This window comes from Nocardia sp. (genome assembly GCF_025465275.1).
Classification (GTDB): Bacteria; Actinomycetota; Actinomycetes; order Mycobacteriales; family Mycobacteriaceae; genus Nocardia.
In genome coordinates, this window is record NZ_JAODNK010000016.1 from 63954 (window position 1) to 76618 (window position 12665).

The following is a 12665-nucleotide window of genomic DNA, read 5'->3' on the forward strand; positions in this document are numbered from 1 at the left end:
GGGAGTGGCCGGTGCGAAGTCACCGGCACGGAGGGGCAACAACCGTGGCCGACAAATTGGCTCCCTGTGATGATCCCGACGAGATCCCGGAGCTGCTCGCCGCAGTAGCCGAACTGCGCGGCGCGCTAGCGGCCGCACCCGCAGGTCACCCGGATCGGGCCCTCTATCTGCATGATCTGAGTCTCATGCTGCACACCCTGGCCCAGCGCACCGGCGCGATCGACTGGTTACGCGAAGCTTTGTCGACCGGCCAGGACGCGGTAGTCGCCGCCGCGGCGGTGCCGGAAACCCATCCGGTGCAGGTGGACTCACGGGTGAATCGTCGAAATGTGCTGGCCTCCTGGTTCGCAGTAACCGACGAGGTTGCCGACCTGAGAAAGCTGGTGGAGGCCGATCGAGCACTCATCGCGGCAGCACCGGCCGAGCATCCAGACCGCGTGGCAATGCTGTACCTGCTGTGGACCGATCTCGCGGCCCTGGGCGAACGAGTACCGGAACCTGGTCTGCTGAACGAGATCGCCGATGCCGCGCGCGCGGCCGTAGCGGCGATACCGGCCGATGACGAAAACCGGCCGGGTGCGCTCGCCGATCTCGCAGGGGCACTACTGGGCGTGTTCGAGCGATCGCAGAACACCGCATTGCTCGGGGAGAGTGTCCGAATCGCTCGCCACAGCCTGCGAGAACTCTCTGTCGACAACCCTTTTCGTGCGCAGTTGCTGACTGCGCTCTGGAACGGGATCACTATGGCAGACCCGCGCAATTCCGAGACCGCAGAGATCTTCCGGATCGTCGAGGACATCGAGCTGCTCGGTGAAATCGTCTCGGACGCACGAGCAATCATGGCAGTCACCCCACCGACTCACTCGGAGCACGCCGAAGTGTCGCACCGGCTGTGTCAGGTCTTGCGTGTCCTGGCCGAACGCACCGGGGACCTAGCCCTGTATATCGAAATAGTGCAGGTCAGCCGGGCTGGACTGGGCGCAGCAGAGACAGCGGAAGAGTTCTGCCGAGCGCTGATGCTCGACAGGCTGTTCGGGTCGATGGCACTACTCGATTCGAGACACGGCCATGTGTCGAAGGCCCAGCTGGACAGGGCCGCCCGAGCGACCGTCACGGCGTTCCCATCCAGCGTGCCCACGGTCGCGGACCTGCTCGCGATGAGTCACGGTCTGCGGACCCTGGTAGACAACGCCGCGGACGAGACGGCGCTGCGCAGGGCGGTGCATGCGGGCCGCCTGCTACTGGAAAGCCTCAGCGTTGACGACCCCCGCCGAGCCGAACAACTCCGGATCCTGAGCGCTCTGCTCCAATTCCTGTTCGAACAGAGCCGCGAACCGTTAGTTGTCGAGGACCCCGTGCGACTTGGCCGCGAGGCTTGCACTGCGGGCGACCCAGGGGCTTCATCGGATCTGCTGCTGAACCTCGGACTGGCGCTGCAACAGCACTCTGAAGCGACCACAGAGCTGGCCGTACTGCAGGAGGCGGTGCGGGTCTGGCGCGAAATCATCTCGCACACAGCAGAGTCGGCGGAATTGCAGGACTATCGCGTGACCTACGTCAACTTGCTGAAGCGACTGCTCGCCGAGACTGCCGATATCAATGTGTACCGCGAACTCCGGCGAACGCTCGATGAGCTCGACCGCGACGTGGTGAACCCGATTGCTACTCTCGTGACGACAGCCATGTCCTACGCCATAGATTCGGAGCCGGATCTTGTTGCGGTGCAAGATAAAGCGCGATGGGCTCGGCAGATTCTCGCCACGGACTCGTTGAGCCCTTCGGACAGAGCCACGGTGACAACCGGGCTCGGCATGCTGCTGATGGTCACAGGACACCACATCGGGGACCGGCGGATGCTCGAAGACGCCGTCCGGGTCACCCGCGAAGCCGTCACGGTTTTCCCGAGCGAGGATCCGGACCGACCGGTAGCACTGCTCAATCATGTTTTCGCCCTGGTGACCTTGTATGACACAACGGACGACCTCGATGACTTGCGGGAGGCAGTTCGTATCGGCCGACACGAGCTGGCCACGTTGCCTGAGGAAACCCCGGACCGCGCAACCTATCTCTCGATCGTCGCCACCGCGCTTTCGAAGCTTGCCGAACGCACGGGTGACCAAGTAGCGCGGCAAGATGCCATGCACCTGGGGCGAACAGCCACACGAACATCGGACCGGGACGGCCTCATGCATGCCGGTGTACTCGCCCCCTTCGACCAGATCCTCGGCGACTCGCACCGTGCCAACGGAGATCGCTCCCTGGCCGAAGAAGCGGTGCAGGTTGCCCGCGATGCCGCAGCAGCAGCACCAGCCGACGTCCACGGCTACTACGGACTATTGAACAGTCTCGGAAACAACCTGCTTCTGCTCTACGACCGCTCCAATGATCGAGCGCATCTGACCGAGTCCATCGCGGTTCACCGTGCCGCCGTTGCGGCGTGCCCCTCGGAGCACCCCGACCTGCTCAAACTGCAGATCAACCTCTCCAACAGCCTCTCGCGATCATTCCAACTCGACAACGACAGCGCCGCACTCGAAGAGGCGATCCGACTCTGCCGCGAAGTTGCGGCCTCGAACGTCGATGCCGCCCCGTTGAGGCAGGCCTATGTGCTCTCGATACTCGCCAACCACCTACGCCACCAGTTCTACGCGACATTCGACACTTCGATCGGCCACGAATGCCTGCAGCTGCGCCGCCAAGCTATCTCTCTGACTCCGCGAGATCACGCGAACTGGGTTCGCTACCAAGGGTTGCTGGGTACAGAGCTGGCGCAGCGGCTGATGCTCACCCAGGATCGCAGGCTGCTCCCAGAGGCACTCAGTGCTCTGCGCCTGGCGTCGGCGTCGGCCGTCGCCCCGATCTCCCAGCGGATTGCCGCAGCGCGTCTGCTCGAATTCGCCGAAGCTTCCGCCGGGAACCGCGCGAAAGCCTTGGCGGCAATGGAACTGGTTGTCGAGCTGCTGCCGCGCGTGGCGACAAGGGCACTCGTGCGATCAGATCGCGAATACCTACTCGGGCAGCAGTCCGGACACGCGGCGGCAGCGGCAGCGGCGGCGGTCACGATGAACTTGCCGCAGCGGGCGGTCGAACTGCTGGAACAATGTCGCGGAATCCTGCTCGGCGAGGCGATGGACGACCGTCACGAACTGACCGAATTGTCAGCGACCGCACCGGCATTGGCCGCAGAACTCGCCGACCTGCGAAATCAGCTCATCCTGCTCGAGGACGCCACACCGCACGGCTTATCCGCACCAGATCAGGCCGATCTGGCAGCAGCCAACCAGCGAGGCGATCGCCGCCGCGCACTCACCGAGCGGTGGGTGTCCTTACTCGAACAGGTTCGCACACTGCCCGGTTTCGACCGATTTCTACTTCCGCCCGATATCGACGCACTCCGTCACCACGCGCTTGATGGTCCCATCGTCATGCTCTTCGCTTACCTTCCGCCGGCCGGTGGACACGCATTGATCGTGCCCGCCGATCCGAACGAGCCGATCCGCGCTGTGCCACTGCCGCAACTCACCGCGCCCGCCCGCATCGAACAGTTGAAACGCTTGGACGACATCGTGAATGGTGAGCACCGCAGCCTCGCCACACGGACCCTCGCCGAGAAACAACTACACGAACTGCTCGAATGGTTGTGGGACGCTATCGCGGGACCGGTCCTGAAGGCGCTGAGCATCACCGAGCCGACCGATGAACTCCCCCGCGTCTGGTGGTGCCCGGTAGGGGATCTGGCGTTCCTGCCGATTCAGGCCGCTGGGTATCACCGCGTACCGGGCGCGCGCACAGTGCTGGATCGGACAGTGTCCTCATTCACCACAACCCTCCGCACCCTCGGCCACAACCGGGACCGCACGATCGCACCCCAGAACTCCGCGGTGCTCATCTCGATGCCGCATACAACGGGCGCAAAAGAATTGCACCGGGTGAGCGATGAAGTGGCGGAAATCGCCGCCTTGCTGACAGACCCGCAAATACTGCAGGGCAGCGCAGCGACCAAATCATCGGTCAGCGCAGCCCTCCCCGAGCACTCGATCGCTCATTTCGCTTGCCATGCGGTGGACGACCCAGCCGAACCGAGCCACAGCCGACTACTACTACACGACCACGAAACCCAGCCCTTCACCGTCGGCACTCTCATCCGACTGCACCTGAAAAACGCAGAGCTGGCCTATCTTTCGGCCTGCAGCACCACCCGCACGACTCCGCTACTCGCGGACGAGGCGATCCACCTCACCGCGACCATTCACCTCGCCGGGTATCGACACGTCATCGGAACACTATGGCCCATCAATGATCGCGCCGCGGAGAACATTGCCGTCGACTTCTATCGCCAGCTCACCGACAATGGCCGCAGTCCGTCCAGAACGGAGCTCTCCGCATTGGCCCTCAACAGAGCAGTTCGCCTGGAACGCGATCGACACCCGTCCTCACCCAGCCGCTGGGCAGCACACCTGCATCACGGCGTTTGAACCGAGTTGGGTGACCACAAATGAGCAGGAGCGATGACGCACCGGATCAGTTGTACGCCAAGGAAGTTGCCGACAGTTCTTACAGTTGGTACCGGCGCGCAGCGATCAAAGCCAGGCGATACCATCGAATCACGGAGATGATCCAGCTGACCGCCGGTGCCGCCATCCCGGTCTCAGCGGCGATCGCCCATGAAAACACCACGACACCAGCAGTATTGGGCGCATTTGTAGTAGTCACAACTGGCCTGCGCGCAGCATTCCACTGGCACGAGGACTACCTGAGATTCAGCCAGGCCCGAGAAGCCGTAGAAGCCGAACGCCGCCGCTTCCACACCGCGGCCCCGCCCTACGACACCCCCACCACCCGCGCCCAACTCCTGACATCAGCCATATCCGAAATCGAGCAGCGCGAAATGGGAGCCTGGCTGAAAATAGCCAAACCAAACCGCTCGAACACTGCCGGGCCATAGCCTTGATCGCTGGCTGCTACGACGAAGAGGGTGAGCAGGACGGTAGTTCGGGAACCCACCTGCGCCGAAGTCCCGGGCAACCGTCTCGACGAACCTCTACCCAACTTACGACCGACCGTGACCTATCGGCGGTGATCGTCGCGGGCGCCGGACGCAGCTTCTGCTCCGGCGCGGATCTTTCCAGCTCGGTGCGAGCATGGACACGGTACTGAGCTTCAGCTCTCACAGCCCACTGTGCTCTGGACGCCTGTAGCGCCGAACTACCCCGATATCTGCGGAAATCTGCAGCTCACGACTTGTGCGTTGTGGATGCTGTAGGTGCCACCCCGGGATTTGAACCTCCCACAACGCATGGTTCCAATAAGCAACTCGACCTATCAAATCCACAGGGCCCTGACCTGCAGCTTTGGTGCAGTGGACCTAGCAGAACGTTATTCGGACCGCTCTGACCTGCAGAAATTCGAAGCAGCCCTAGCGAAATCTCAGGTGCAGGACATCCCAGCGGTCCATCGCCGACGCCCTCCTTCCAAACGTACGCCGACCACGACCCGTAGGCCTCAACGGCTCGATCGCCGCCTCTCACGCACCGAGAAGAACGAGCTGATCCAGGCATACCGCGAGGGCGCCTCCACCGCCGAACTCGCCCGCCACTACCGCGCCTCCAAGAGCGCGATCCTTGAACTGCTCACCAAACACCGGATCCCGCGGCGCTACCAGTCGATGACCGACACAGACATCGACCATGCCGAACACCTCTACCTGGCCGGGCACTCCCTCACCGTCTGCGCCAAACTGACCGGATTCCCCCGCCAGCAGCATCAACCGCGCCCTCAATAAGCGAGGAACCCTCATGCGGCCAGCCGGCCGCCCACGCTCCGACGTCTGAACCCTTCCCGGTCGCGTGCAGACCCACGCGGGCGCACATCGTCCTGCCTGTAGCGCAGCCAACTGTTCCGCAACTCGATGGTTCACTGCGCTTCGAACCCACGCAGTTCAGGGCGCCCAGTGCCGGTACGCCTCAATCCATTCGGCACCCGTCGGAGCGGGTGAGGGCAAGGGAAGATCGAGAATGCCTATCGCCTGACGGAACCGGCCATGGGTGCATATGGCGACAATCCCGCTGCCGGGTCGCAAGTCGATCGAGCGGACGGTGACCCTCAGCCCGAAGACCTCTGTCTCGAAAGGGGTTTCCAGGTTGTCGGCGATCATGGTGTGGAGGCCGACCAGCTGTTCTTCGTCGCCATAGGCGTCCACAGTGGCTTCTTCGATCATGGCCGCCAACTTCGCTTTTGTGAGCCTGCCCATCGCATGGTCCTATCGGCCGCCGCGCAGAAGTTCGGCCAGACGCGCACCGAGCACGGAGATACTGGGGCTCGGTGCGCGATCGATGAACTCCTTCTTGCGACAACGCAGCAGATCCTCTCCGTCTCGCTCCCAACAGAACCCGGGCTTGCCCAGCAACTTGCGGAACACCGGATCGACCCCATTGTGATGACGCTCGGCCAAACGACGGATCGGAAGCGCGGAAACAGAATCGTCTCGCAGATAACCGCGCAACACCGAGAGGTACGTTCGATCGCCGACTAACACCGGGTCTGCGAACAGGGCCTCCAACCGACCGAAGTCACTGTAGAAGTTGAGCCCTTCGACTTCGTCGTAGATCACGCCGACAGTCTCGGCCTCCCGCAGACTCTCGGGCATATCGGCAAGCACGTCGGGAGTCGGTCCGGCCGCGGCGGCGCGCGTGGCCGCCTTGTCGTCGAGACTGTCGAGCGCCTTGCGCTGGCGACGCCGGTAATGCTCACCGAGCTTGTCGCGGACCTCGACCACGGGTAATACCACCAGGTCGGCACCGAACAGGTCGATGAAGTCGGCGCGATCCTCGGCCTGCATCTCCCAAGCGCGGCGAAACAGGTCAGGGTTGCGGCGCAACAACTCTGGATGCGCGGTCAGCGTGGTCAGAGCACTCTGCGCGACCTGACTCGCCGCGGATTTGGGGAGGAGCGCGAAGTTTCCGGTGACCAGCCACTCGTCAGCGAGCAGCGGCACAATCCTGCCGATAACGAACATGCCGTTCCGCAGTCGCGCAAACGGCGCGACCCCCATATTCGAATAGACCCGATAGACCAGATCATCGATGAGATTGAGCAGCACGACCGCACCACCGTCGATGCTCCGCACCTCGAAACACCCTTCGACAACGCCGCGCCACCCCAACACCATCTCCCGCTCACCGTCGGTCAGCGACGGCCGATGTTGCGTGACAAACCGTTCGACAACGGTGCGACCGTCAGGCAACCGATGCTGCAACGCGAAATGATCAATGGTCAGAATTGCCAGACCCTCGTCCAGATAGCCGTGGTCGTCGGCGGCGTCCGCCAGCCTGGCGGTCAACTGCCTGTCAAAACGCGAACTCTGCACGAACGCCACCAGTTCCGCCTTGAGTTCACCAGCACGAGCAATCAGACCCTCGAGCGCTCCGGCCGCAGCCGACCCGGAATTCTCGATCACCACCAGAGTGCTCCCCCCGACCCTCGAGTTACGGCATTGACGCCTCCACACCCTACCGACGACCGGCGATCAACAGGCCGAAAACCCCACGCCAGCACACGATTCCGCTGACAAGCACCCTCGACAGACCAGCGGTGTCTCCTGTGGAACACGCGTGGGGAAACAACGCGGTTCCGACCCTGGGATCGGATGAGACATCACTGCGGCGTTGCCACATGCGGGTTTCGACGTCCCATGAGCACGCGTGCACCACGTTCCGCTTGCACCATCGACGAGCGGCGCAAGGACACGGCACACTGGTTGCTCGTGGAACGCTATCCCGGCGAGCTCGAAACCCTGCGCGCGGAGACCGCTCGTCTGCGGCGATTGCTCGATCTGACCGAACAACAGGCTCGTGCCGCCGATCCGGATCAAACGGCGGTGGAGACACCGGTCGACATGCGGTCCGCACCGGACGCCAAAGTCCGGTTCTATCTCGACCTCTTCCGCTGCCGCGACGACGTCTACGCGGTCCGTTGGGAAAACCGCCGTGACGGCCGCTCCGGCTGGATGCCCGCTATCCGAGGCCGATGGAGCAAAGGCATGTCCCGGTCCGAGGCACCCCATCTGCCGCTCACCGACGATGTCATCGCCGGCCACCTGCGCGGCGGGCACCACATCGGCCTGTATCCACTGACCGACAACGACACCTGCTGGTGGGTGGCAGCGGACTTCGACAAAGGCGCTGCCATGCTCGATGCGTTGGCATATTTGAAAGCCGCTCGCGCCAAAGACATTCCAGCAGCGCTCGAGGTGTCCCAGTCCGGGCGTGGTGCGCATGTGTGGATCTTCTTCGCCCACGCCACACCAGCCGCCACGGCACGACGGATCGCCACCGGCCTGCTCGCCGAAGCAATCCGACTGCGCGGCAGCATGAATCTGTCCAGCTACGATCGACTGTTCCCGTCGCAGGACACCCACACCGGCCGCGGCATGGGAAACCTCATCGCCGCACCCCTGAACGGTACGCGGCGCCGACACGGAACCACCATGTTCCTCGATCCGGCCACCCTCGAACCATTCGACGACCAGTGGGCATATCTGTCGAGCATCCCCCGGCTGTCATCGAAGCAGACCGACGCACTGGCCACTACGCTCGGCGAGCCGAAGGTCGGCCACGAAGTCCGCCGACTTCAGCTGCCAACCTCGTCGAAAATCGTGCCGCGCCCCGCACCGATCATCCGGGCGACACTCACGGCCCGACTCCAGCTGAGCACTACCGATCTCGGCCCGGCCATGATCTCGGCGGTCAAGCACGCCGCCTCCATCCCGAACCCGGAGTTCTACGCTCGTCAGCGGGCACGCCGAAGCACCTGGGACACACCGCGATTCCTGCACAGCTACGACGAGACCCTTGAAGGCGATCTGATCCTGCCCCGAGGACTACAGCCCCTGCTCACCACCCTTGTCGAATCCGCCGACAGCACACTGAGTATCGATGACAACCGAGTAGGCGGCAGCGAGCAGACATTCACCTGCTCGAGCGAACTGCGGGCCGAACAGCAAACCGCTTTGCGCACCATCGAAGCCGAGGACACTTGCGTACTGATCGCACCTCCCGGCACCGGAAAAACTGTGATCGCCTGCGCCGCAATCGCTTCCCGAGCCAGGTCGGCATTGATCCTCGTCGACCGCAAAGCCCTCGCCGACCAATGGCGGGCCCGGATCCTCGAGAACCTCGGCATCAAGTGCGGCCAGATCGGCGGCGGCCGATCCAAAACCACAGGGGTAGTCGATGTCGCGCTGCTGCCCACCCTCGCCCGCCGCGCCAACGTCGACGAACTCACCGGCAACTACGGCTTCGTCGTGGTCGACGAATGCCACCACATCGCCGCCTCCGCCTTCACTGACGTCCTCAACCAGATCCCCGCCCGATACTGGCTTGGTCTCACCGCCCCATATCGGCGAGACCAACTCGACGACCTCATCTACCACCAACTCGGCTCACGCACCCACACCATCGACGCACCCGCAGCGGGCCACCTGCCACCCGGCGGCGACACACCCGCACCACACCGCGCGCTCCACGTACACCCCACCCGATTCGCCTACGACGGCGAGGCCGATCCCAGCCAGCCCGGTGGAATCGCCGAGATCTATCGCGCACTCGTCGCCGACGAAGACCGTCTGAAACAGATAGTCAACGATGTCCTCGACGCCCATCGAGCGGGCGCCAACATTCTGGTCCTCACCACGTGGGTCGACCACGTCGACGCCCTCACCAGACATCTCACTGCTGCGGGCTGCGACGACATCATGGTCCTCCGCGGCGGCATGAAAGCCCGTGAACGCCACACGGTCATCGAATCGATCGCAGTACGTGCCGCCAGCGGTTCTCCTCTGCTGCTCGTTGGCACCGGCTCCTACATCGGTGAAGGCTTCGACTGCCCTGCCCTCGACACCCTGTTCCTCGCCGCGCCCGTCTCATTCAAAGGCCGCCTCGTGCAGTACGCCGGACGCATAACCCGCGCCCACCCGGGCAAGAGCACCGCGACCGTTCACGACTACCACGACGTCCTCACCCCCGTGATCGCCTCCTCACTACGCAAACGCGCACCCGGATACACCGAACTCGGGTTCCCGGACCCACGCAAACTCGAAAGTTGAACTGACATACATCCCGGAACGCTGCGGCGACGTTCACATGGTCGATCGCGACCAGCGCGAGGCGTTCAGCGTCCTCGTCACCAATGTGAGCTCAGATTCCGACGTTACGACGAATGATGGCGGTGAATCTGGCGGAGTTCGCGGAGCCGGTGAACGCGCTCCGCCATTTGCCTTGATCGATATTCGAGACCAGCATGGCGAGCGCGGCGACTGCGTCTCTGCGCGCACCGATGAGCGTGGTGTCGGCCAGCCGCCAGGTCCGGATCTCGGTGCGATGCTGATGTACGATTTCGAACAACGTGGCCAGATCGATAACGTCCTTGTCGGCGAGCCGTTTTCGCCATGCGAGAGCTTTGAGGACCACAGCCGCTTCGACATCCGGTACAGGAACAGTGAATTCGACGGTTCCGCCTGCGAACAGATTCACGCGGGCGTTTGCTATGACCGCGTCACCGGCCACAGCCAGATGCAGGCCGGGCGCTGAGTCGAATGCACGGCCGGCAACCTCGCTCTGGCCTGCGTTGCCGTAAGTCGCGACAAGGATATCCACATCGAGCCGGCCGTTGTCACTGACCCGGGTGTAGCGGTTGCCCGATTCGAGTTCATAGCCGAGGATGAGCATCTGTTGGTGTAACTGTCGTTCCGCGGCAACGAGAGCCTCTTTGTCCATACCGGCGTCGGCATCGGCTGTACCACGCAACCTCCACCCCTCCAACGGGTAGATGTGCTGGAGGATCTGCACCATGTGTCCACCGATGACTCGATAACTGGCCCCGGGAAGATCCTCGGCAGCGGCCGCGAGGTCAGCTAGGGCCAGGAAACCTCGATCGGCCGCGTTTGATGTAGAGACGATATGCAGCTGTGCACGACGATGGTCAGGCACCGAGCCCTCCATTGCGGATCCCCTCCCGCAACCGTTCAGCCGCTTCCCCCGCAGTGGGTGCGGTGCTGGTATTGAGCAAGTCCCACAAAGTGATTGCGGCATCCGCGAGAAAGTGCCGCCCGCTATAGTGGGCGCCGAACTCGGCAGCAACGTGAGCGACCGTGGGATCTTCGGGAACGACAATGGTCATCGTCGCGTCTCTCGGCTCGGCCGGCGAGAACCCGACGACGGTGAAATCAATGATCTCGGGCAGGTACATGTGTACGGTGGCGGGCAACTGCCAGGGCGCGTAGGTGTCTGCGGCTAGATCACCGGACACAACAGCGTTCAACCCCAACTCGTCCAGTAACTGCAAAGCGGTACTTGCTTGCGCTGCGGGATCGTCCAGCCCATACCAGGAACTGATAGTCCCACCTGGGCCCGAATAGTCACGAACCCAAGACTCGAGTGCACCATCGAGAGCGACCCAGCCGTGCTCGTCACGAGTCACGGTGGATGAAAGCCTGCTCAGGGCAAGAGAAACGGCTTGTTGGCTGACACCGATTGTCGTCGCGAGTTCGGATTGTTGCAGTGGTCGGGAAGCCAAGGCCAGCACACGCACGACCGCATTTCGACTCCAGGCCGGCCTGCCGCTGCCGGGACGACGTCTCGGTTCTTCCGACTGCAGCAGGACCTCCCCGCCGACGATCACCAGTTCGGGATTGTCCGTGACCAGATCAAAACCTCCGGCGACGGCAGCAGCAATAACGTCAGGCGCAGCCGACGGCGCTACATACAGCATCCGGGTGTCGTCAGTCCTGCGGTTTGTCATACTCGGCGAGAGCCGCTGCCGCACCACCTTCATATCTACGCGGGTGGCAGGCGCGTCCCCCGGTACTCTCAGCACCAGGTCCTTCCGCGTTCCCGCCACGACCGTCACTCCCGCTCGCCGCAGCAATGGCAGTAGCCGCGCAAGCACATCGCGCTCCACTACGGCCACCTCCTTATCTTTCTAGTAGAACAATGTCAAACAAGCTTACAAGAGCCTACCCTTTATGCTTGTTTGACAAGAATTCAACAGGAGGGTACTGCCGCAAGAAACTACCTCGGACCAGCGCCATTTAGAGGTGGACATGCCCAGACGCGAACACCACATCGTCGTCACGAGCGAACTCAGGGACCCTCCCGACTTGCGGAAGCTCAGTCGGGCAATCATCAACATTGCCAAGGAGAAGACCGACGACACCCGCGCCGTCAACGACGGCCCAACCGGCGTGGCTTGCCAACCCGAGCAGCCAGAGCACCGGCAGGAGCAACAACCCCGGACCGATCACTCTGGTCGCACTGATCACATCAGTTGACTTCAACCGCAAGGACCCTGCGGGGTTCGAACCGCCAGCAGCGCAATTACCGCAGCTTGGGGGCCGAATCATAATTCATGCAACAGAGCAGAAGGAGGGCGAATCCCTCTGAACTGCAATTTCTCTCTGGGTGGGCGCAGAGGGGATCGAACCCCCGACCGCTGGTGTGTAAAACCAGTGCTCTACCGCTGAGCTATACGCCCGAGATGCCGGCGGGAGGCCGGGATCCGGTTGTTGCGTGCGGACCGGAGTCCGGGGCAACGGGTTATGAATCTAGCGCGGCCAAGGCTTTCTCCCAAGCCTGCTGGTCACGGGCTTCTCCGGGGCCGTTCATTTCGGA

At 63.1% G+C, this 12665-nt stretch carries 8 protein-coding genes, 1 tRNA gene and 1 pseudogene; 4 read left to right on the top strand and 6 right to left on the bottom strand.

Going from position 1 to position 12665, the window contains the following annotated elements:
* The first annotated feature begins 44 nt into the window (after window positions 1-44).
* From JWN03_RS04365 to JWN03_RS04375, 3 genes are all read left to right on the top strand, one after another.
* Window positions 45-4475, top strand: a complete 4431-nt coding sequence (locus JWN03_RS04365; RefSeq protein WP_297610029.1) for a CHAT domain-containing protein — start codon at window positions 45-47, stop codon at window positions 4473-4475.
* A 20-nt stretch (window positions 4476-4495) separates the two neighbouring features.
* Window positions 4496-4945: a DUF4231 domain-containing protein gene (locus JWN03_RS04370; RefSeq protein ID WP_297610033.1), complete on the top strand. Its 450-nt coding sequence runs from the start codon at window positions 4496-4498 to the stop codon at window positions 4943-4945.
* Between the two features lie 486 nt (window positions 4946-5431).
* Complete coding sequence (locus tag JWN03_RS04375; protein WP_297610036.1) at window positions 5432-5782, top strand: hypothetical protein; 351 nt, start codon at window positions 5432-5434, stop codon at window positions 5780-5782.
* 156 nt (window positions 5783-5938) lie between these two features.
* Here the strand turns inward: JWN03_RS04375 and JWN03_RS04380 are convergent, their stop codons facing one another.
* Both JWN03_RS04380 and JWN03_RS04385 read right to left on the bottom strand, forming a co-directional pair.
* Complete coding sequence (locus JWN03_RS04380) at window positions 5939-6250, bottom strand: hypothetical protein (protein ID WP_297610039.1); 312 nt, start codon at window positions 6248-6250, stop codon at window positions 5939-5941.
* 9 nt (window positions 6251-6259) lie between these two features.
* Window positions 6260-7459 carry a hypothetical protein gene (locus tag JWN03_RS04385; protein ID WP_297610042.1) on the bottom strand — a complete coding sequence of 400 codons (1200 nt, stop codon included), beginning with the start codon at window positions 7457-7459 and terminating at the stop codon, window positions 6260-6262.
* A gap of 231 nt (window positions 7460-7690) precedes the next feature.
* Between JWN03_RS04385 and JWN03_RS04390 the strand changes: the two genes are divergently transcribed.
* Window positions 7691-10102, top strand: coding sequence for a DEAD/DEAH box helicase (locus tag JWN03_RS04390; protein ID WP_297610045.1), 2412 nt, complete (start codon window positions 7691-7693; stop codon window positions 10100-10102).
* 91 nt (window positions 10103-10193) lie between these two features.
* Here JWN03_RS04390 and JWN03_RS04395 read toward each other — a convergent pair whose 3' ends face one another.
* The 4 genes and pseudogenes from JWN03_RS04395 to JWN03_RS45415 all read right to left on the bottom strand — a co-directional run.
* Entirely contained in the window at window positions 10194-10985 is a 792-nt protein-coding gene (locus tag JWN03_RS04395; protein ID WP_297610048.1) for a hypothetical protein, read from the bottom strand.
* Window positions 10978-11955 carry a hypothetical protein gene (locus JWN03_RS04400; RefSeq protein ID WP_297610051.1) on the bottom strand — a complete coding sequence of 326 codons (978 nt, stop codon included), beginning with the start codon at window positions 11953-11955 and terminating at the stop codon, window positions 10978-10980. Before JWN03_RS04400 ends, JWN03_RS04395 begins: the two co-directional genes overlap by 8 nt.
* Before the next feature lie 501 nt (window positions 11956-12456).
* Window positions 12457-12528 (bottom strand) — tRNA-Val (locus JWN03_RS04405).
* Window positions 12529-12590: 62 nt separating this feature from the next.
* Window positions 12591-12665: pseudogene (locus JWN03_RS45415) on the bottom strand (peroxiredoxin); the annotation flags it as partial.